The following is a 20422-nucleotide window of genomic DNA, read 5'->3' as shown; positions in this document are numbered from 1 at the left end:
TGCCGACCTGACCCCCCGGGCTTTTAGCCTTGATCGTAATCATGGGTTTTAAGCGAAGGTACGATTACTACGACGCCTAGAGTGAAACCCTTTCCAGCTGCGGAGCGACATGGGTGTTCCAAACCCGCTGTAGCGGCAGGCACACCAGGTAGTACATGAGCCAGCAGGCATAGATGCTGGAGTGCAGGTAGCACGCGCTGGATTGCAGCTTGCCGTGTGCTAGCAGGTGGCGTAGGCACGGGCCACCCTTGAGATTGAAGAGCAGGTCAATCGTATAGATCAGGTCGATGCCAAAGACCGACTCCAACTGTTCTCGTCGGGTAGCCAGCAGCGCACTCAGCGACCGGTCTTCTTGCAGTAACTCCTCGTTCAGTTTCGATGTATCGATCCCCGCGTCGCTGAGCACATGGCGTAGCGAGTTTTCGAGCTGCGGGAACAGCAGATGACAGGCAGATATCATGTCGCCCTGAAGGAAGCGCGCGAGCCCCAGGGCATAGATGTCCTCGAATCCTGACGGCACGAAGGGGCTGGCTGACACGATGGCCATCAGGTGCCGATCGTCGACAGGGAATGTGGTCATGAGGGTTCGGGCAGCTGGCTTTATTCGGCTTTCAACCCACATTTTGTAATGGATGTCCAAGTAGCGAAGGCTCTCATGGTCATACCATTCAGGTGGTGGTGTTTCGTTGAGATTGATGGTCGGTGCTTGTGTGACGACCCGGCCCAGGGCGTCGGTGTAGATTTGCCCGTTGAAAAGGTCGGACAGGAATGAGTCGCTGCGGCCACGGATGATTTCCGTGTGCAGCGCCATTTTCTCCGGTACCTCGCAGATCCGGGCAAATGTGTAGAAAAATTCTGGAAGCGTCAGATTCTTGAAGATATTGATGGTGCCTTGGCGCTCCTCGCTCAAATCCATCGGGATCTGGAAGGAAGAGAACTCGTGAGCAGCCTGCGCTTGCAGTTCCAGCAACTCGGCCTTCAACGCTTCCAGTTCTGCATGCATGCCTGGAATAGCCCGAAGCTCCCCTATGGCATCTCGCGTCCAGCTGGCTCTGGCCATGAAGCTGTCTACGCCTTCGCGCATCCTGAGCGTCTGCTCGATCGCCTTTAACTTGCAGCGCTTGAAGCCAGTGTGATCCTTGGACTGATGATGGGCGAGGGCGGCAAGCTCCCATACGACTTTGACGGCCATGGCGTATTCGCCGGCAGCGGCGGTATTTGCCGACTTCTCCGCATCCTGCGCAACTTGCGCCCATTCAATCAGGTTGAAGGACTGGCCTAGCCGAGCCAATCGGTCAAGCGACGTGAAACACCTCAGTTTCTGGGCGTAGGTGTAGAGACGGTTCCACGTTGTGAGCACGATCTCGGGCGGTGTTTTCCGCTTGCCTGTGCTGGCTACGATGTGGAAGGCCCTTTCGATCAGATCGACGACTTTGGAGGACAGCCCGGAGGGTGGCTCGTACCTGAACGAGAGCTTGTCGTCTAGGTAGAACTCGATCGATTGACAGTAGGAAGTGATCGCCAAGCCGGCGCTTCGATGCAGGTTTCGATGGTTGTACCAAGCCACATCTGCCACCCGAGCTCGCAGCAGGGGGTGGTCGATTATTTCGGCGATGGTGGCAAGGGCCTGGCTCTGCTCTCCAACGATGTCGGCAGGGATGGGCGTGCGCATGCCGTCACTGATCAACCTTGGGCCGAAGGCGTCTTGGCGATCTACGGAGAAATGGTAAGAGCACACCACCATGAGCACTCTGTAAGCCCGATAGCCGCTGTAGTTCTTGTCCGCCAGCGCCTGCCTGGAGCGTGAGCTCAGCTCAGAGTCGAGCGAGTAGAAGTCGAGCGTATCGACAGTCTCCAGCAGCCGATTGATCTCGGTATGCTGGAAATCATCGACAGAAGCAAATTCGAGCCGGGAGCGACCTGGTTCGTTGTCGATGATCGTATCCGGTGCTACGGGTGCTTCCAGAACCGGCGCCATGCCCGTCGCAATGTCCGACTCCTGTCCGGCTCCTCGCGCCCCGTCCTGATCTTCGGATGGCCTGGTCTGATCGCTCATTCCTTCTCCCTGCATTGGATAATCTCACTGATTGATCTCACCGAATGATCTAACTGCACTGCATGATCTCACTACGCTGGCGGTGATTTGCATGGTTGTTTTTGAATGCAAAACCGTTCCGCCGCAGCCTCCAAGCACACCGCCACAGGCTAGCTTTACTGGCAGCTTGCCATCCAGTCAATATGTCACTATCTTGTGGTTTTTTACGGGGTCATCACTACATATGGTGGTTTCCACGAGCTGACATCATCTGCGGTGTCATCGCCTGGTACGGGCAATCTGGCTCCAGCGTCATTCTCTTCTGTCGGGGATGACATAGCACGCAGAGGTGCATAAAAGGACTTCTATGCGGTTGATCAATTTCCATACCGAGCACCCTGCAACTCAGGACGTGTTCCCCGGTGGTAGTCATGACAAGGTGGCGAGCGCGATCCACCGTCATTTGCTGAGTGACGGCCCCTCAAAGGTTGTAGGCCTGGATGGTGAGTTCGGCTCCGGTAAGAGTTCGATTCTGAGCATGCTGAAGGCAAAGCTGACGGCAGCTGACTCTGATTTCAGGGTCTGGTTTTTCGACTGCGAGCAGAATTACCAGGGCTCGACCAAGAGCAATTTCATCGAGCTCTTCACTGATGAGGTGCTCAAGGAAGTGCCTCATGTCAGCAGGGCTGCCGAGACCCTGAAAGCCTCTCGCGATCGAGCCCTCGGGCGCTTGTTCGAATACAACAAACGGACAACGAGCCGGGTCAGTGCCTGGGCGTTGGCACTGATCGCCAGCCTGTTCTTCGCCGCCACCTCATTCCGGGAGCTTTTTGCACTTTCGCGCAGTTCCCATGCGGCCATCACAGGGACGTCGCCGGAAGCCGCCGCGCTCACCAACACACTGCAAGACCCCTTCTGGTGGCTTATAGGGGTGCACCTTCTTTCATTTTGCAGCCCGGTGCTGATCCTTGGCGCCGCCAAGCTCTGGCATAGGAAGGTGCGGGTCGGCACCCAGAAATGGAGCCTTCTGAGCCTATTCAAGGGCTCTAGTGACGACCATATTCAAGAGAAGGTTGAGGTTGGCAAGGAGGTGACGCCCCTTGATCTCAAGAAGACCCTTCTTGAACAGCTGAAGGTGGTTGAGGACAAGCGTTTTGTCATCATCCTGGACAACCTTGATCGCCTGCCAAAGGACAGCCTGCGGTCGGTCTGGAGCGATCTGGAGATCTTTATTGAAGTCGCTACCCAGGCTGTGAACCTGACTGTGATCGTGCCGTTTTGCTCCAACAAGGTGGCGGAATACCTGAAGGCTGACGGTGATCGACGGTACGATGCCAGGGACTTCATAGCGAAAAAATTCCCGGTGGTTTTCCGTTCTCCGCCAGTCATTACCTCCGGCTGGAAAGATGGCTTCCGTCAGTTGTGGAACCACAGCTTTCCGGATAGCGATGGGAACGTCATTGAGCAGTGCGCACAACTGCTGCAGCGCCACAGCCCCATGGCCAACAACTTGGTCACGCCCCGGCTGCAGAAGAAATTCATCAACGACATCGCCACGACAGCCTTGGTGGTAGGTGAGGAGATCAGTCTCCTGGCCATCGCCAGCCATCTCCTGCTCTGTAAATATGCTGACCTTTCGCTGGTGGAGACACTGCGAACGGATGGGTTCTCGGATACCTATCTGAAAGTAGTTGGGGAGGAGCAAGCGGGGCTGGTCAAGGACACTAAAACCCTGCTGGGCGCCACTCTTGGCGATTCCATGGAGACCGGGTGGCAGATCCAATTCCTGCAGATCCATTATCTGACCACGGGTGATATCGCGATCGCGGAGCTCTTGGACACGCCGTTGGCAGCAGCCTTTGCCAACGAGGATCACGACGCGTTGGGCGAGCTTACTTCACTGTTCGGCTTCTCTGACGCCATGAAGCGCCTTCTATCCCAGCGTCCATCGCTGGCTTCTCTGTTGCCAACCATTTCCCAGGCACATCAGGCGCGTGAAGGCGACTGGATTGAGCCGCTCCTGCAGCTGATCAATAACACGCAACTTGATCTGTTCGGCGAATCGAAAGCGGGGACTGAGGAGTTCTACGAAGCCGTGCGGTATTGCAGAGGCCGTGGGTTGAAGGCTCGGTTGCTCGCTAATCATGGCAGCCAGCTGAAAACCGGCCTGCTGAAAATTCTGAACGGTGCGTTCGATCCTGAGCAACTGACGCCGGCCTGGGATCTGATGCAGGAATACGACTATTACCTCCAAGCGTTAGGGCTGGAGTTTGAAGCAGTCGTTGTTAAGCGTTCCGAGTATGTGATGCACCTGCTGCCTGATATTGCCCATCTGAACGTGATCAAGGCCAGTGGGTTTACCTTTGCGAACGCTGGGCTGCCAGATGCACACGTGCAGCTGGTCAGCTGTGCCGATCACCAGATGGGCATAGCGGTAATGCCGAACAATTGCGTCGTGCCTGCGCTCGAATGGTTGTACCGCGTGCGTAGGTTTGGCGGCGGTATTACCGGTGGCATCTCGGCTGGTGACGTGGCCATTCTTGCGAAAGCTACAGGCGCTGCAGGCGAAGTGGATAGCGCGGTGCTGGGGCTTGGGTTGGCTGCGACTGTCGACCAGGTCATCGTCACCGCGATTACAACGTTGCTGGCGAACAATACCCGTCCGCTGATAAAGGCGGTGGCGGCAGTGACGTACATTCGGCAAGCCGACGCCGATTCGCTCGCCAAGCTCGATGATCTGGATGGTGTCTTCGAGTCGTCAGTCTTCCGGGCCTTGGCAAACGCATCGCTTACCACAGCGGATTTGTTCCAACTGGTTGACGACGCCCAAGTGGGTGAGTCGGTTGCGACCTACCTGGCTCACCTCATTCAAGAGCGGCGTATTGGGCACCTGAGCTACCAAATGGTTGCTCACAAATTTAGCGTGATTACTCAGGCGCTTTCCAAGGCTGGCCTTGCTGAGGCCGATTTCGCGGCTTGGCTCACAGCTTGGGACACTCATATTGCAGAAGCCTCCAAGGACGCTCTGAAGGCGGACGTCCGATTGATCAGTGTCGTCATGGAGGCGGATAAAAGTGTGCTGCCGAAAACTCGGGAGGGTCTACTCAAGCAGCTCACGAGCGAGGAGCGGACTTGTGATGAGTGGGTACAGACCATCTCGGCGGGGGCCAAGCAGCACCAGGCAATCCTGAATGGGATAGTGAGCAATCAAGAGCCTATACAGTCGATCGCGGCTGTTGGCGATGCCTTGGTCAACGTGCTCAACTCCCTCGCCAGCGGCACCGTGACTTCGCCGTGGGGAGCGCCCCAGTACGCCATGATGGATTCGCTGCTCAGTTTGCTTGATGCCCAGCAGCGCAACGTCATCGGTATACGATTGAGAAAGATGCTCTTCGCGGAGTCGGTGGGGCCTGATGATTTTGCAATCCCGTTATCGAAATATGGCCATCTTATCCCGGATGTTCAGCCGTCTAACCCGCAAGAGGTTCAACGAATCGTCCTGTTCCTGGCGTACCTGAGCCGCAACCCCGACAGTCTTCCCGCCTTGGCCAAATTCTTCGATGCGAAGGCCGAACAGATCGCAGCGTTCAAGTACTCGACAGCACTCAGGAGCACGATGGGGGAAGCTGTCGCCAAGCTGTCTGACATCACCCCGGCCCTCTACAAAAAGTTTGCTCAAACCAAAGGCTTTATACGCCTGATCCAGTCGCTCACAAGGGCTGCGCGTGATCCGGAACCTGAGCAAGACACCTGATGGCCAGTTCCCGCTCTGGGCCGCTGCGTGAAGCGTGCTGGCTCGGAGCGGAGCACACCCAATGTGGCCAGGAAAGCTCGCACGTCCATGGCCAGCAAGGCTGGCGACGTCCATGGCCGGTAAGGCTGATGGTGGTGAATGCACCTCTGTGATGTCGCGATTCACGTGATTGAATTCAGATGCCTATGCAGGCCGTTCTGCGCTCATGGTTTAATCCGTACCTTGGAATTGGCAGCACACGTGCGAGGGGCGGATGAGTAAAGATCAAGGAACGGAAGGGGCTACGGACGCCGCTGGTGATGGGCCTCACGTAGGTAAGGCGCAGCCAACCCGGGATGAGCTGGATGCTCGCTGCGATACTGTCGTGGATCAGTGGCGCAGTGCCTGGTCTGACCTTAGTCGCACCGAAGATGTGTTAGCCCAAGGCCCTAGCTTCGTAGTTTGGGATTCGCAAGCGCATGGCTCCGAGAGTCCGGGTGACTTTTTCCCGGTTGAGGCTATCGATCAAGTAATGCCTCCTGACGATATACAGCAAATGCTTCGTAAGTGCTTGGACACCCTCGACCATGCACGTGAAATGGCGGCTGTACTGGTTTTGAGAGATGAATCGGGAGTTGTGCCTACTGTTACAGTGGTTCCCAAGATGGCCGAGCTCAAGCCTCAGTCTTGGTTTGAGATGCGCAAGATCCGGAAGACCTCGATTGACCGGACAGTCTGGATACCGCTTCGTGCCCATCAACGGGTCTGTAGCGAAGGCGAGTATGGCCATGAGGGCTTTCTTGACGAGTACCTCGGGGTCGGCTCAGTCATGTTCGAGCTCAGCCATCGTGAGCAGATCAGCAAGCTGGACTATGGCGACATCGGGGATAACGATTACACCGGCGGTGTCGTAACTGAGTACTTCTGGACACCTCTTGCGCCCTCGACCGAGGCAGGCGCTGCTGATCAGTCTCAGGAAGACTCCGAGGTCGGTCAGGCGGGGCAGGAGGAATCGCTTGCATCGTTCCGTGTGCCTTTTACCAACCTGAGCCTGGCGTTGAATCTGCGCACACAGAAGCCGAAGGCTGCCACACCGGTAGCGCCTGCGAGCACACCCGAGCCGGAAGCCCCCAGCGTGCAACAGAGCCGCACGACGTTTTACTGGGCCGGCGACTGGTCTAGCCATCACGGTGGAGCCGTGGGTACTGGGCTCGTCATCCAGCAGTCGTTTGAGCGTGAAGCGCCTGATGAATGGCATTTGCATCAGGACTTCGTGATTTCCATGGGGTTGCTGCGGGAAGGGGATAAGTGGCTAAGGCCCGATGAGGGCTTCGAAGAGGTCGCGAGGCTGTTGCGCAACGACGCCGGCGAGCCTGTCCGTCTGGATGTACGTTTGGAGCACCTACGCGATTACTTGAAGGCTCGTGAAATGTATCTCCTGGTCTCCAGCTATCGGAGCCGTCAGCAAGTCGTTGCCAGCCCCTCCCATATCAGCTGGTCGTCCGATCTACTGGAGGAGGTGACGGTTAGGGATAAGTGGGAGGGGGTCAGACAGGCGATACACGAGGGTGGTAATCCCTACGGCTCAGCGACCGCAGTGTTTCATGCTTCTCGCACTGACATCGATGGCGATGATGAGGTGCCTGTACTTGGCTTTCCAAACGACGATTCAGTCGTTTCCAAATCTTGGACGGTCAAGCATCAGGGTAAGAAGCTTTACATCATCAGAGGTTCGCTGTGGAAAAATGATGTGGTCGAGCCAGGTCGCGTCAGCGAGCGGGTGCTGAGCGAGGCGCCTGTTGGCACGGTGGATTTTGCTATCGATGGCTCCGGAGAGCGGATTGGAGGTAGCCGTCTGGCGGATAGTGGATCTTGGCTTTGGTTCCGACCGAGCATCACGACCACGCTTAGCAAGTATCGAAACTTTTCGCTGAGCTGGGCAACCCGCGACACGGGCTTCATTGGACTGACCCGAAACCACAGCGTGCATTTCGGGCTCAATGACCTTGGACTTATCAATGTTTTGGGCAAGGACATCGGAAGGCTGCCGTTATGGCAGCAGCGCGTGTGGGCAGGGGCTAACGTAGCGCCTAATGGCGGTGTTTCGAGGGAGCTCCTGGCCTCCCAAGCCAATGCTGACCCTGCGGATACGCATGCCCCGGAAGCGCGGTTGCAGCGAGCTTACACCACGCTCAACAAGGTATTTGCAAAGCTGACTGGCAAGCCGCTGTTCACACCGCACCCTGCGATCGAAGACATCTTTAGTCGAATTTATCGGTTCCGTGCGCTTGAGGAAACCGGGTTGCTTGAGCTGGCTAAGGACTTGGCTCGGGTTACCGTAGAGTCTTTGGATGGGAGCGCACTCTCAGTGCTTGCTGATCCGCCACCCAAGATGAAGGCTGGTTCGGTCAAGCATCTGGAGGCAGCGTTGCAGAAGGAGGTGAGCCAGGATGATGCCAGGGCGATTACCAAAGTGCTTGTGGGGATAAACGAGCTCAGACAAGCGGATGCGCATCTACCTTCTTCGGGTTTTGGCAAAGCTTATGGTCTGGTCGGTATTGATGATCTTTCTGAGCTGGACGTAGTGAAGGGACGCCTGATGCTGGAGTCGCTAGTAGACTCGTTGGTGAAAATGGTGCAGGTCTTCTTCCGGTTTCCCCATTAGAGCAAAAAAGGAGGGCTGCAGAATCACGCCGGTGGCAGGCCGGGTTGATGGGGTTCTGACCAGGAGAACAAATGTGCTCGCCCCCCCTCTTGGACGAGATTTGCTCGCGTGGCGATGGCCGCACTGGCCCGGTAAGTTTCGGCGAGTGTCTGTTACGAAAAACTAAAATTTACTTTAGATTTGGCCGGCTTCAGGGCGGTTTTATCGAAAAACTAAGGTATAGCTTAGTTGGCAGAAAGCACGATCTAGCCAATCCTAGCGGTGAAATATGAAAGGAACACCTTTTGAACGCCTTGGGAAGGAAACTACTCAATCCCGAGGCTGCGCAAATCGAATTACCGCCTTTTGAAAAATTCTTCTGTCACATAATCGGGGCGCGCAGTGGGTGAGTCATACCCCATTCCTTGACGCAATGGTGGTTTTTTCATCAGAAGAAGCGCCACTGAGGTTTGGGACAACATTTCATGTGCTCGACACTGCCCCAGACGTTTACTTGCCGCCGCTTCCTTGCTGCCAGTACCGATTCACCGTGGTGCGAGACAGGCCCAGCATCTTGGTCGCCTCAGCGGGTGTCTTGCCTTGAGCCTTAAGCGCCAGGACGGCTTCACGGTTACGCGAGTTCTGAGGCTTGCCAGCAGGTCGTTGAACCAGTTTTCCGTTTTCAACCTGCCCCTGAATGAGTTCAGCGCCGCCTGCGGCTAGAAAAGTCTGCAGTTCTCGCGTCGCCTCTTGAAGCACGGTCTGCGCGTCCTGGTTCTGCTGGCTTGCCACGCTCAGTGCGATCAGCGTTACCAGGTTGAAATCCAAGGCATGCGCAATGTCGGCGAGCTTGTCCAGGGTCACGCCGGTTTCTGCACGCTCAAGATAACCAATTGTTGTGCGCATGGAGCCGCCAGCCAAATTCTCATAGCTGACGTGTTTCTGCTCGCGAATGGCTCGGAGCGTTGCCGCTATCTCGGTCTTGAGTGACATAAGCGTCCAAAAGCGAGGATAGAGCCATAATTGAAATGACCGTTAAACGGGGTATGCTGACAGTAACGGTCAATGTGGGTTAGGATGCTCGACTCGTTTGGGCTGACGCACCGATGGTCTTGCCAAGGCGGCACGTGAGCGTACTGCTCTCATCGCAGGTGTTGACGCTTCAATTTACTGCTAAATCGAGGAATGGGGTGGGTAAATGAGGATCTGCGTCTTGTCCGATTTGCATCTCGAATTCGAGCATTTCGAGCCGGCAGAACTGGATATTGATCTCGTCGTTTTGGCTGGGGACATTCATACAAGGGAGCGCGGAATCCGGTGGGCAAACGAGGTGTTCTCAACCGAGGTCTTGTACGTCCTGGGCAACCACGAATTCTACTCTGGCCATTTTGACCGGACGCTGGAGAAGTCCAAGCAACTGGCGGCGAGCCATGTTCACGTGCTTGAGCAGGATGTGTTCATCCGGGACGGAGTTCGTTTTGTAGGCTGCACGGGATGGACTGACTTTCGTGCGACCGGTGATGTGGCAGCGGCCAGTGCGAAGGCGATGAGCTCGATGACTGACTTCAAGGTCATCCGCGCTGGAGCAAATTACCGGCGCTTGCGACCCGACGACGTTGCCTCACGCAGTCGCCAGGCAAAGGCGTGGCTGACCGACGAGCTGGAAAAACCATTCACTGGACGCACGGTCGTGGTCACACATCATTCGCCACTGGTTGAGGTCGGGGGTCATGAGCAAGACGGGCACCTTACGGCCTCGTACTGCAACAGTTGGCCTTCGCTCGTGATGAAGGCCGACGTGTGGGTTTTCGGGCACACGCATCACGCTATCGATATTGAGATGGGGGGCTGCCGGTTGATCTCAAATCCGAAGGGATACCCTTTGGAACAGACCGGCTTTGATGCTTCCAAGGTTGTGGAGATTTAACGTGTCAGAAGTACAACGGTGCGCTGCGGTAGATGCGGTGCCTATCCCGCCAGACGTTTTGATCGCACGGCAAATCCAGTGGGATGTGCTTGTGGATGCGTATCTGACCCAAGCGGCGAAAGTTGGCGACCGGGATGCCGCTAGCGTGTTCCTGGATCGGGCCGGAGTGATCGCCGATGGCACCACGATCGCCACACCCCAGGTGACGACTGTAGACGAGAAAGAGGGGTTCATATTGTTGCGTTCGGTATGCGGCAACGACCATTACGTCATCGCAAATTGGCTTGCCAGTCAGGAGCACCTCAATGCCTGCTCATGACTCGCTACCGTCTGCAGTGATGCAGGTGGCATCTGTCAAATTTGAGCCGACCCCAACCGCGATTCTTTATTTGCCCCAGCTCGAAGGCTTTTCTCTCGTCGGGCAGGTGTACAGAGACAACCTCCAGCGGTTTGCAGAGGGTCGCCTGATCAGGACTTCAACCGTGCTGGAGTTCCTTGAAGATCATGGCTACCTGATAGCCCATACGTTTTCCGGGAGTCGCTACGTGCTGGTATCAGCCACTGGAGCTGATGTCGCAGCGCTTTGGGGATGGCAGGCTGTTATTTCGGGTCGCCATTGACGGCAAATTTGAGCCGCCGTAATGAGACAAACATGGAGCTGTTATGCAAGATCATCAGGTAAGCCAACTGCTCGGCCCGGGCGAGGTCATGTACGGTACGACCCTGGCGTTGGACGACGCCATAGCGCGTGGGCGTCAAGTGTTTCCAGGTCTTAGCATTTGCGTTGTCGGCAATTGGTTTTGGATTGATCTGGGGGCTCCGAGGGAGGTCATGCATCAGCTGGCCGGCCAAAGCCAGCAGCCGGTGATGCTAGTCGCATTGGAGATTCTCTACAGCAGTTCGGGGGCCCATCGTGCGGGCGAGTGGCTGCGCTCAACACCGTTGGTGGCGTTCACTGATCAGATGTACTTCCGGACACAGCACACCGTTTACGTGCTGATGGGGAATGGTCGAAGACATGCGCTTTCACTCTCTACCGTCCTGCAGCTATTTTCCAGCGAGCAGGATGGCCACTGAGGTCGATTCAACCACTGAGTGAAGGCGAGGGCGGATGAGCAAGCGTTTGTCATAGCCCCGAGGCGCTAAGGGAAGATGACATGATCGACCTCAAGAGCCCTGCAGATCATTTTGAGGCGATTGCCATGCTCCTTGGCCCAATCTGGGTCGATGCTGTAGCCGTAGGCAATTTTTCCGCTGATGTGATTTATCAGGCCTTGGAGCGATTTGAACCCCCGATGCTCAGCATGGGTGATGGCGTCGATGTCGGGATGAGACAGAAAGTAAAGGTGGTCGCTGATGTACTTTCTGTAGGCCTTGGTGAGTCGAGGCTGTTCTCCATCGATGAGTAGGCCTAATACCACCTTGCGGGCTCCTGGTGGGATGATTTTCGTCTTTGCCTTGTTCAGCCAGAATCCCGCCTTGATGAGGCATTCGTTGATCGCTTTGACGTGCTCAATTGCCTGCGGGCGGTCAAATGGATTGCTGGAGGAAAACACCAGATCGTCAGCATATCGCGAATACGCCAGTTCATTTTTCGTCGCATACGCTTGCAACTGCTCGTCCAAGGAATACATCACCAGGTTCGCGATCTTTGGTGAGGTAGCGGCACCCTGCGGGAGATGCCCGATCCGAGGATCAGCGGGGTAGGGGAAGCCTGCAGGAAGCGTTCGGTGGTCGAACCGTCGATCGGGGTTACCGCTGACACGGATTCGGGTACAGAGCCTGGCCAATTCAAATGCCACCAAGCGCTGATACCCGAACGATCTGAAAAGCTTATAGACCCGTGGCTCCAGAATCGATTCGAAGAAGTTGGTCAGGTCTAATTTGATCAGCCACTCAGCTCCGCAATGAAGCTCGGCTGCCTCCAGTACCCCGTGACGCTTGTCATAGGCGTAGCTAGCCTCGTGGGACTCAGCATGCGACAGGATGTTCGCATTGATCCACCGCTGCACGCGAAGCAGATCCTCACAGGGGGCACTGATCCATCTGAGTCGATCCGGGCTGTGCCCCACATTCGGCTTCTTCAGTGCAAAGAGGTTATACGCCTCTTTCTCGTGGGTTCGGCTGACTGTGCGGTGTAGAAACGGGTAGGGAACACCTGTCAGGTGAGCCAGGTGGTTGAGGGTGAGGATGGGAGGGTAGCCGTGTTTCATCCGCTTGGCCGTCTTCACGGCATTCTGCAGGATATCCTGAGGCACCCCTAGACCACGTCCTTCTTTCAAGTAGGGCTGAGAGCTCCAGCGAGTCATCTACCTTCAAGCTCCGCCCTGGCGGATATAAGCCTTCTTGCCGCAAGACTTCGATAGCGAGCCGTAGAAGGCTTATACCTCCTGGAAGCGTGAGATCGTTCGACGGCAAGCATAATTTGCTCCCTTAACGCCCGCACATCGTGCGGGATACTAGATTCCGCTACTGCGGAGCCCTCAGCTGCTGCGGATAATACGAAGTGGCGGGAGTTGGGGCCACAAGAAATTTCCGTCCCTCCCGGCGAAAAAGGCGGATGGACTTGTGCCCTTCGAGCGTCAATGCACCTGTTTCGGTGATCCAACCACGGGCCACCGCGCGTTGTTTTGCACTGAGAATTGAGTCCAGGGAAACCGGCAGGGCTTGGCGCAATTGAGCAAGCCGTCGTTTGCCCAATGAGTGAGCAAGCAAGATGATGATCGCAGCTTTGTTCTGATCACTTGCTCGGTTGAACCGGAGCGACTTCGATATTTCCGATAGGTTGAGCCGGTGCAATGCTTCGATCGTCACGTGGGTCATGCTGACCTGAGTGGACTGCCACAGGCTGTCGGTTACACGTTTAGGAAAAAGCGGCGACCATTTTTTCGAGCCTCGGTTTTTTTCTGAAACGAATATCGCCGGCATATTGTTCGGGGCACCATGCTCGAAGGCCAGCAGCGCGCCGGTGTCTTTCCAACCCAGTGGATTCTTGCTGTGAGCCCCGTACTCTTCGCACAGCTCGACCATCTCATTCAGGTCTTCATCGAAGCTATTGAACAGGGTTGGGCATTCGGTCATGACTCGAACGGTGGGGCTGAATCGGTGACTGCGCACACACTGGATGCCTTGTGCCGTGCCGCTGTAGGCAATCACCCAGAACCTGATGAACTTACCGGAGTGCCAGCTCCTGATCGACGCCACTCGCCACATGGAGTCGAGCATTCTGTAGGCTCGGTCACCACTGCCGAGGAAGTCGGTCAGAATGACGAAATTACGAACCTTTGAATCTCTGACCATGTCAGCTGCGGGTTGCAGCAAAAAGCGTTTGGGGTTCGAGCGGCAAAGCGTGTTGGCCAAGAGCGCGACCAAGCCTTCGCTGCCGACCTCCTGACGGCTGTAGGTCAGGGACTGAATGGCTTGCGCCGCTGCGCCGTACGCCCGCACATGCTTTTTCTTCGACCTAGGGCTATAGGTTTTCTTTTCCTTGTAGAGTCCCGGAGGGTACTCGGCCTTGGTTTTTTGTAACTCACGCTCAATGAAGAGTGCCGAGGCCTCCTTCAGAGGGAGTGACCTTTTAATCAGTGTGGTCAGGCTGGTTTTGAATTCGTTGAGCGGGCAGTAGTTGATCGAGTCAAGTAGCCTCTCGGCCAGCTCACGATCGCCTGGCCTATGATCGAACTGACTTAGCCAGAGCTGGGTTTTTTCCTGTTCCTTTAGCGGTTGCATCGTCGTGATCCCCATGTACCCGGTAGCCGCGTTGATCAGCCTCGAAAGCTGCGCTGGAGGGCGCTGACTTCAGGTGCTCAGTCAGATCTGCTGCCCCAGATCATTTCGCTGACCTCAAGGAGGTTGTTGAAATCCTTCCCACACCGGCGATTCAGCAGGAACCCTAGTATGCCCAGCGCATTGGTACCCTCTCGGTGCATGATCGTTTGAGGTACAGCGCCTAGGCAAGCAATCTTGCTCTAGGCGCCAGGGGGTGGTCATTCTACGGCGCCATGCTGGAAGCCCAGCCACCGCCTGGGTATCTCCAAAAGAACATGGGGTGAGATCACCATCATAGATTGCACACCCCGGAGTGATGGTTTTGCTAGTGCAGTGAGTCGAAAAAATCTGTCTTACTTCATAGGTACTGCTGCGCGAGCAGGCGCAGACGCTCACGCCGCATGTACGTGTTAAAGAAGTACTCGCTATTAAATTCGATACTCTTGGAGCATACGATTGTCGATGTGCGCGTTGCATTATGAATTTCCGCTACGACCAAATCGATCGAATCGTCCCCTGCTGTTGACTCTCCTAGTCGATGATTATTGAAGTAGAAGCGAAGGCTTGTGCCCCTGGTGTCTTTCTTGCGAACCACCTTCCGGTAAGGCCCTACTTCGAATCCGACGGAGTTTTTGGTGATCGCGTCAGCCAGATGACCATCCACCTTGAGGCCGTACATGTCCTGAGCCTCTGTCATGTAAGCAAAGCCAAAGGGGAGGTTGTACAGGTTGATGGCTTTGTACTGGTGCCCTTGGTTTGCTCCGAAGTCTTTAAGCATAGCCTCCACTAGGCCATCGCTGTATCCAATGCCGGTGGCCGTTTCCAGGATTTTGATCACCAGATGAATATGGTTGATAAGGGCTTCGCGAATTTCATCGTTGCGAACCGCGTTGGTTCGACGAGATCTGCTATCAAAGCGTTCCGGGTTGTGGAATGGGCAACTTTCATAGGCCTGTGGATTGTGGTCAGCCAAGCCAGGTATGGAGCGACCAGCATGTTTGGCGTAGAGGATCTTCGCGTCAGTCTTTACGACGTGGCGATTCACCAAGAGGATGGGGTTGACACATGCTGGACACAGAGCGTAGGACTTGACCTCTTGCCCGATATTCCACACATATGGCTTGGCGCGGCTCGTCTTCTTGTTGTAATTAGTCTCGGTAAGCGCGATAGGAACTCTTGGTTTTTCCAAAGTACTAAAAACGTTCAATTGCTTCCCTTAATCAGAAAATAGTATCCAATTGACTGGTGCTCGCCTTGGTCACCCCATACTGCTAAGAGCAGGCAGGACTGATCCCAGATCGGTAAACGCTAGTCCGAAGAGCGATGCTACCGATCTATGTCGACCCTCGGACAGTCAATATTAGCTACATTTTCTGTAATGCTGTTTTGCGCAGGGCGTGAGTAATGGTGTCTTGAAGTGCCACTGTTTTGCCCTCATTCATATTAGGCCCAATGATGGGCTCAACTGAGAACGCTCCAATGTCAAAGATTGCAAAAAGCGACCTGCGTTACGAGTACAGCTGGAAAGCCACGGCTGGCGACAATCCGCATCTGATTCACAATGACGCTCGTCACCTCAGCCGGAAAGAAGGGTATGAGATGCTCGACTTCCTGAATCACCTTGGCTGGGCCAGCGACAACAAGACGGTTGTATACAATGCGGGGGCGGACATGAGTGAGGAGTTCCGACTGTATGTGGAATGGATGCTCAAGGAGAAATTTGAGTCCACAGCGCCAGGCCGTCCGAAGGTTGTTGACTGGATCAATGATAATTGGCAATCGCTGAAGACGTCCTTCAAGGCCTTGAAGCCGAAGAAGGCGTAATTTAGCGAGTAGCTGGCCGCATGTGGGAGGCCATTACTGACTCCCACATGTCCCACAACGCCCTGATCTGGCAGCCTGCTGGCTACAAAGCGCTGACTTCTTCGTAGAACTTTTCGAACGATGGATCGGTTGCTCTCAATACCTGAAGATCGAGGCTTTCGATGGCCTTGGCATAGAATTCCATCAGCCTTCCGCGTCGGCGTTGACGCGTTATCTCCTCTAAAGAGAATCCCAGCCAGGTTTCTATCGCCGGGTCGATGACAATGGGTGTCCAGTTGTCAGACTCGATGTTGTTTCGCAGCATCAGCTCTGAACCGGGAATATCCCCGTCTCCGTCAACAACGGCCAGCACCTTAACGTCCGGACGTGCCAGCAATACACTGTTGGCAACGCGCGGGACGGCGACTTTGCCAAGGGCTGAGATGAGCTGAATCTTCTTGGTGGTTCTGGCGTTCTTCAAGATCCGTTGCGCGAGGTTGGCCAGCAGCTCACGGTCGAAGTCCGCCTCACACACAATGACCAGGTCTGGGGTGGTGGCGGGTTGATCGGCAGCGCTCAACAGCGTCCCGGTCAAACGATCGTAGTGCACTCGTTCGATGTGTACGGGCTCCGAGGGAGAGGTCTTCACCTGTTCGGCCACTGTCGGGAAAAATGCCAGGCCTTCCTCAGCAGCTTTGCGAAGCTTGTCTTTGAGGATCCTCTTGAACCCCAGTTTGTGGATGATCGCCGCGTCCATGTCCTCTTTGGTGAACAGGATCAGATTGAGGGTCTTGCCCGCGATGAGGGCGTCGACGGCGTCTGTGGAGTAGCCGGACATGGAAATGAAAATGCCAATGGTGCCGACCAGCTTGCCATCCACTTTACCTTTGAATTGATAAAGTGTGGATGCTGGAACGGGGAGGGCGTGCCATTTGGCTTCCAGGAGGAGGAAGCTACCGTCCAGATAGAAAGAGCCGTCTATCTGCTCGCCAGCAGACTTGTAGCTGGAGCGTGGCTCTAGCCCTTCATCCGCTAACAGGCGCTTGAGAATCTTCTCGAAATCATAGCCCCGGGCTCGTTTTTTCGTGGCATCGGCGTCAGGAAGTAGCTCGGAGAGTTCGATGTACCACTGATGAGGATCTCGCTCCTGCGTCATATCGATTGTCCTTGAGAATGAAGGCGACTCAACCATGCCAGGGAGGGCTATGGTGCGTTCTAGAGCGAGTTACATACCACGAAGCAGGACACAGTTCACGCTTCTCCGTCTTCCTTGGTGGGTGAGCGATTCCAGAGAAAACCTACGGTCGAGCGACTCAGCCCGAGCTTCCTGGCGGTTTCAGCTTTGGTCAGTCCGGCGTTCTTGCTTTCAAGCACCTGCTGCAGTTTCAGAAGATCAGCGGGGCGCGCGGCGGGACGCTTTGAAATCTCTTTGCCGGTCAGCTGCGCCGTAATATCGCTCGCGCTGACCTTCGCTTCCAGCGCCGCCAATTGGTCGGCAGCTTCTGCGAGCACGGTAGAGGTGGCGACATTGTCTCGTGTCGCAATGACGAGGGAGAGCAAAGCTACCGGGTTCATGTTGAGTGCGGCGGCGAGCTCGATGAATTTGTCCAGGGTAGGAGAGCTGGCTGCATTCTCGATCTTTGCTGCATAGGTGCGCGAGATGGCATGGCCCAGTCCTTCCTGGGTCAGGCCCAAGCTCGATCTGACTGTTCGTATCACTGCTGCAAGCGCCGGCCTTGTCAACGCGGATCCCCTCAAAACTGAGGATGTAGCCACGACGCGGTGTACAGTTACACAACATATAGTGTATAAAACCGTTCATGCGCATGGCTGTGAATGCCTAGTGGCGTCCACGTCATGGATGGCTTGTGAAAGGTGTCATTTGCCGGACACCGCTCCTAGCCTGTGCCTCCTTGGAAGATCGCGTGGGGGCGGCGTTCAATAAACCGTTAAATCGCCAGATGCTTACGCTGTGTCGTTGCAAACCCTGTGGAGGGGAAGGTTTGGAAGCCAGGATCTAGTCAACCTGCACCGTAAATTTCAGCCCTGGAACCCTCGATTGTTTAGACGTTGACTTGGTGATATTGGCTGAAGACGTCGACCAAAATACTCGCGGTGTCCAGTGGGTCGGTGAGTCGTTTGACTGCACCGTCGCCTACGTCGTGGGTAAGGGGTCGCTTTGCCGCAAGTGTTGTTCACGATTTACCGGGAGTTAATGAAAATGCCATGGCTGTAGCACTCCTCCTATGCGAGAGGTTGGGCGTAGATGCGGATTAAAATTGATGCTAAGTGTCAGTGGTGATGACTAGTTTGTTGCTGAAAGTGAACTGAGTGGCTCAATGCCTTAGGTCTAAGCGGTATGCATATGCTTGAGTTTGGCGGGCGCCGCAAAGGTTCTAGCGATTGTACGCTGATCAGTTTCGAGAGTACTTCCTTTCCTGCCTGGAGACGGTGGGGTGGGTGGCCTGTGTTCAAGTGAATTAAGGACGTTCCATGTCTGACCTCAAGAAAATTAAAGTAGTAGTAAAGAATTATGATTTGCAGGCCTCGGGTGACCTGGATGCACTATACAGTCGGGTTAGGCTTGAAGATGAACAAGGTCAGACGTTTTACTTCAAGCAAGTGGTAATGCCGAAATATTTGAAGCAGCATGGTGCGATAGCAATGAATGTGCCACGGACGTGGTTTTACAAGCAGGTTTCAAAAAAATCGATTGTGGTTATCGCATTTGAGAATGCTAGTGGGAAGGTTGAATATGACCTTAGTGATCTGCAGTTGATCGCTAGGTCAACAGTTATGAAAGGTATTCTAATGACGATTGCAGCGATCCCAATGGGCATTATCGCGGCGACGGCGACGTATGGGTTGGGGCTGATACTCATTCCTATGGGATTCTGGTATGGGTATCGGAATACGTTCAAGCTGCCAGCGATGCTTAGCCGGAAAAGAATTCTCCGTGATTTTTCTGACTACGGCATTGTAGTTCGCTAGTTTCTTTGGAAAGAAATCTTGAAAGGCAGGGCACGAGGAACGCCCGTGTTGCCCGGGCGTTCCTGCCTTGACGCTTAGGCTTTACCGCTCAGCAGTCTCTTGAATTCCGCGCGAAGCACGGGGTCTTTATTTTCAATAAGGTCATCAGGAATGCTTGTGGTGATATTTAAGATGCCATTCTCTGATTTGCCGTACATCAGTGAACTCAAAATACCACCGAAACGAGCAAGAGGTGCATCCTTGGTAATGATTGCATAGCGCCCTGCTGGGTCTTTTTTCTGCAGGTTCAAGAACACTTCCATGATGGCGATGTCCAGGCAAGCGTTGTAAGCCGACTTCTCCAAATACGGGGCGGTGATTTTCAGTACGCCTATACCTGGTGAGTCTTTCTTTGGGGCAGAAACGCCGATCAGTGCCAGAAGTGTCACGACATCCGTTTTCAGGTCATACTTTTCTGCTATCGTTGCAATGTTCTTCCAGCGCTCTAAAACCTTATCAGTAGCGAAGCAGGGTTTAACGTGAGGCGCTACGTCGATAAGAAAGGCCATCCGCTTTTCGATACTTGGCCGCATGTGATCCAGTAGTCGCCACGCGTAATCCTCTACAGGTTCGTGATACTGCGTGATAGGGACGCCTGGCGCCGCAAGCTTAAGCTTTTCTCTGGCCTCTTGTACTTGGCTTTTAATTTCTTCTTTCGAAGGGAATTGCTGCATGTTCGCTTCCATCGCGTACGGAAGCAAGTCGATGCTCATGTTGAAGTGTCTTAAGTCATCAAACCATCCAGCGAGGGCCTCTTTCTTCGCTAGGTTGTTTTCGAAGTAATTACCTATCCTGCTTATGAAGTTTCGGTCGGCGAAAACAAATCGCTTTAGCATGCCGAAGCCGGGCGGTAACCATCCTCCCTTCACCAGGCAGTAAGATTCAAGCAGGTCGGGAATCTGTATGGTTACCTTGATCTCTGTAATGGAGGCATCTTCCAACACGCTTAGATCGGTGAATCGGATCTCGATGGATTGATTCTTTCTGAAGCTATTTAAATCATCAAGGCTTAGCGGTTGGATCGTCCAGCGGGTGAGCGTGACAGGCCCGTGGTCACTTGAACTTATGCGAAGATTTCCATTTTCCAAAACACCCATTTCGCCAATAGACATCATTCCATCCTTAGTTTGCACATCGAAAATTATTGATATCGCAATCTTTTTCCCTGAACAGGCTAAATTGCGGCGCCAATCCATGCGTCAGTCAGAGCACGATGGATCAATACCACAGAGGCGTGCGTGTTTTCTACCTGGAGGGCTATCCTCCGCCCATTCGCCGAACGGGCCTTGAGCGATGGTTGCCAGTCCCCGTCAATGAGCCGTTTCTACCTTCGGGCCATGCAAAATCCGATACCCTTGCACGTGAGTGAATTGATGCTTTTTTAACCAAAAAACGCAGAAAAATCAGGTTTATTGTGATGCGCGTTACATTTCCAAAATCGACCCCCCTTGAAAATTTTTAAACGAGACGGAGTTTTTATAT

The 20422-nt window shown here is 54.6% G+C and carries 16 protein-coding genes; 8 read left to right on the top strand and 8 right to left on the bottom strand.

Going from position 1 to position 20422, the window contains the following annotated elements:
• Window positions 1–76: 76 nt before the first annotated feature.
• Window positions 77–2056, bottom strand: a complete 1980-nt coding sequence (locus PPL01S_RS19940; protein WP_016393051.1) for a DUF7380 domain-containing protein — start codon at window positions 2054–2056, stop codon at window positions 77–79.
• Window positions 2057–2402: 346 nt separating this feature from the next.
• Here PPL01S_RS19940 and PPL01S_RS19935 point away from each other — a divergent pair, with 346 nt between their 5' ends.
• On the top strand, window positions 2403–5789 hold the full coding sequence (locus PPL01S_RS19935) for a P-loop NTPase fold protein (RefSeq protein WP_028626026.1): 3387 nt from the start codon (window positions 2403–2405) through the stop codon (window positions 5787–5789).
• Window positions 5790–6432: 643 nt separating this feature from the next.
• Window positions 6433–8433 (top strand): hypothetical protein, encoded by a 2001-nt coding sequence (locus PPL01S_RS19930; RefSeq protein ID WP_144062881.1) that lies wholly within the window; start codon window positions 6433–6435, stop codon window positions 8431–8433.
• A 489-nt stretch (window positions 8434–8922) separates the two neighbouring features.
• Here PPL01S_RS19930 and PPL01S_RS19925 read toward each other — a convergent pair whose 3' ends face one another.
• Window positions 8923–9405 carry a helix-turn-helix domain-containing protein gene (locus PPL01S_RS19925; protein WP_016393054.1) on the bottom strand — a complete coding sequence of 161 codons (483 nt, stop codon included), beginning with the start codon at window positions 9403–9405 and terminating at the stop codon, window positions 8923–8925.
• Between the two features lie 205 nt (window positions 9406–9610).
• Here PPL01S_RS19925 and PPL01S_RS19920 point away from each other — a divergent pair, with 205 nt between their 5' ends.
• From PPL01S_RS19920 to PPL01S_RS19905, 4 genes are read left to right on the top strand one after another with little or no spacing between them, the layout of a single operon-like run.
• Window positions 9611–10339 carry a metallophosphoesterase gene (locus tag PPL01S_RS19920; RefSeq protein WP_016393055.1) on the top strand — a complete coding sequence of 243 codons (729 nt, stop codon included), beginning with the start codon at window positions 9611–9613 and terminating at the stop codon, window positions 10337–10339.
• Between the two features lies 1 nt (window position 10340).
• The gene (locus PPL01S_RS19915; protein WP_016393056.1) at window positions 10341–10658 is read left to right on the top strand and encodes a hypothetical protein; all 318 of its coding nucleotides are present in this window, start codon (window positions 10341–10343) and stop codon (window positions 10656–10658) included.
• Entirely contained in the window at window positions 10645–10959 is a 315-nt protein-coding gene (locus PPL01S_RS19910) for a hypothetical protein (protein ID WP_016393057.1), read from the top strand. Before PPL01S_RS19915 ends, PPL01S_RS19910 begins: the two co-directional genes overlap by 14 nt.
• Window positions 10960–11002: 43 nt before the next feature.
• The gene (locus PPL01S_RS19905; RefSeq protein ID WP_028626025.1) at window positions 11003–11416 is read left to right on the top strand and encodes a DUF6957 family protein; all 414 of its coding nucleotides are present in this window, start codon (window positions 11003–11005) and stop codon (window positions 11414–11416) included.
• A gap of 65 nt (window positions 11417–11481) precedes the next feature.
• Here the strand turns inward: PPL01S_RS19905 and PPL01S_RS19900 are convergent, their stop codons facing one another.
• From PPL01S_RS19900 to PPL01S_RS25760, 3 genes are all read right to left on the bottom strand, one after another.
• The gene (locus tag PPL01S_RS19900) at window positions 11482–12648 is read right to left on the bottom strand and encodes a reverse transcriptase family protein (RefSeq protein ID WP_028626024.1); all 1167 of its coding nucleotides are present in this window, start codon (window positions 12646–12648) and stop codon (window positions 11482–11484) included.
• Between the two features lie 160 nt (window positions 12649–12808).
• Window positions 12809–14068: a phosphoribosyltransferase-like protein gene (locus PPL01S_RS19895; protein WP_028626023.1), complete on the bottom strand. Its 1260-nt coding sequence runs from the start codon at window positions 14066–14068 to the stop codon at window positions 12809–12811.
• Between the two features lie 397 nt (window positions 14069–14465).
• On the bottom strand, window positions 14466–15314 hold the full coding sequence (locus tag PPL01S_RS25760) for a hypothetical protein (RefSeq protein ID WP_244212822.1): 849 nt from the start codon (window positions 15312–15314) through the stop codon (window positions 14466–14468).
• Window positions 15315–15586: 272 nt separating this feature from the next.
• Between PPL01S_RS25760 and PPL01S_RS19880 the strand changes: the two genes are divergently transcribed.
• Window positions 15587–15931 carry a hypothetical protein gene (locus tag PPL01S_RS19880; protein WP_016391654.1) on the top strand — a complete coding sequence of 115 codons (345 nt, stop codon included), beginning with the start codon at window positions 15587–15589 and terminating at the stop codon, window positions 15929–15931.
• Between the two features lie 82 nt (window positions 15932–16013).
• Here the strand turns inward: PPL01S_RS19880 and PPL01S_RS19875 are convergent, their stop codons facing one another.
• Window positions 16014–17066, bottom strand: coding sequence for a restriction endonuclease (locus tag PPL01S_RS19875; RefSeq protein WP_016391653.1), 1053 nt, complete (start codon window positions 17064–17066; stop codon window positions 16014–16016).
• Between the two features lie 95 nt (window positions 17067–17161).
• Window positions 17162–17626 (bottom strand): helix-turn-helix domain-containing protein, encoded by a 465-nt coding sequence (locus PPL01S_RS19870; protein WP_081663464.1) that lies wholly within the window; start codon window positions 17624–17626, stop codon window positions 17162–17164.
• Window positions 17627–18403: 777 nt separating this feature from the next.
• On the opposite strand from PPL01S_RS19870, the gene PPL01S_RS19865 reads away from it, so the two are divergent.
• Complete coding sequence (locus PPL01S_RS19865; RefSeq protein ID WP_016391651.1) at window positions 18404–18901, top strand: hypothetical protein; 498 nt, start codon at window positions 18404–18406, stop codon at window positions 18899–18901.
• A gap of 74 nt (window positions 18902–18975) precedes the next feature.
• Here the strand turns inward: PPL01S_RS19865 and PPL01S_RS19860 are convergent, their stop codons facing one another.
• On the bottom strand, window positions 18976–20052 hold the full coding sequence (locus PPL01S_RS19860; protein ID WP_100933484.1) for a hypothetical protein: 1077 nt from the start codon (window positions 20050–20052) through the stop codon (window positions 18976–18978).
• Window positions 20053–20422 lie beyond the last annotated feature (370 nt).

It is taken from the genome of Pseudomonas plecoglossicida NBRC 103162 = DSM 15088 (assembly GCF_000730665.1).
In the GTDB taxonomy this organism is placed as follows: Bacteria; Pseudomonadota; Gammaproteobacteria; order Pseudomonadales; family Pseudomonadaceae; genus Aquipseudomonas; species Aquipseudomonas plecoglossicida.
Note: the sequence above shows the minus strand (reverse complement) of the source record. Positions and strands in the feature narration are given on the sequence as shown.

What these genes read in the sequence shown, in the direction of transcription:
- PPL01S_RS19940 (WP_016393051.1), bottom strand. Translation starts at nt 2,056, where the DNA reads ATGAGCGATCAGACCAGGCCATCCGAAGATCAGGACGGGGCGCGAGGA.
- PPL01S_RS19935 (WP_028626026.1), top strand. Translation starts at nt 2,403, where the DNA reads ATGCGGTTGATCAATTTCCATACCGAGCACCCTGCAACTCAGGACGTG.
- PPL01S_RS19930 (WP_144062881.1), top strand. Translation starts at nt 6,433, where the DNA reads ATGGCCGAGCTCAAGCCTCAGTCTTGGTTTGAGATGCGCAAGATCCGG.
- PPL01S_RS19925 (WP_016393054.1), bottom strand. Translation starts at nt 9,405, where the DNA reads ATGTCACTCAAGACCGAGATAGCGGCAACGCTCCGAGCCATTCGCGAG.
- PPL01S_RS19920 (WP_016393055.1), top strand. Translation starts at nt 9,611, where the DNA reads ATGAGGATCTGCGTCTTGTCCGATTTGCATCTCGAATTCGAGCATTTC.
- PPL01S_RS19910 (WP_016393057.1), top strand. Translation starts at nt 10,645, where the DNA reads ATGCCTGCTCATGACTCGCTACCGTCTGCAGTGATGCAGGTGGCATCT.
- PPL01S_RS19905 (WP_028626025.1), top strand. Translation starts at nt 11,003, where the DNA reads ATGCAAGATCATCAGGTAAGCCAACTGCTCGGCCCGGGCGAGGTCATG.
- PPL01S_RS19900 (WP_028626024.1), bottom strand. Translation starts at nt 12,648, where the DNA reads ATGACTCGCTGGAGCTCTCAGCCCTACTTGAAAGAAGGACGTGGTCTA.
- PPL01S_RS19895 (WP_028626023.1), bottom strand. Translation starts at nt 14,068, where the DNA reads ATGCAACCGCTAAAGGAACAGGAAAAAACCCAGCTCTGGCTAAGTCAG.
- PPL01S_RS19880 (WP_016391654.1), top strand. Translation starts at nt 15,587, where the DNA reads ATGTCAAAGATTGCAAAAAGCGACCTGCGTTACGAGTACAGCTGGAAA.
- PPL01S_RS19875 (WP_016391653.1), bottom strand. Translation starts at nt 17,066, where the DNA reads ATGACGCAGGAGCGAGATCCTCATCAGTGGTACATCGAACTCTCCGAG.
- PPL01S_RS19865 (WP_016391651.1), top strand. Translation starts at nt 18,404, where the DNA reads ATGTCTGACCTCAAGAAAATTAAAGTAGTAGTAAAGAATTATGATTTG.
- PPL01S_RS19860 (WP_100933484.1), bottom strand. Translation starts at nt 20,052, where the DNA reads ATGTCTATTGGCGAAATGGGTGTTTTGGAAAATGGAAATCTTCGCATA.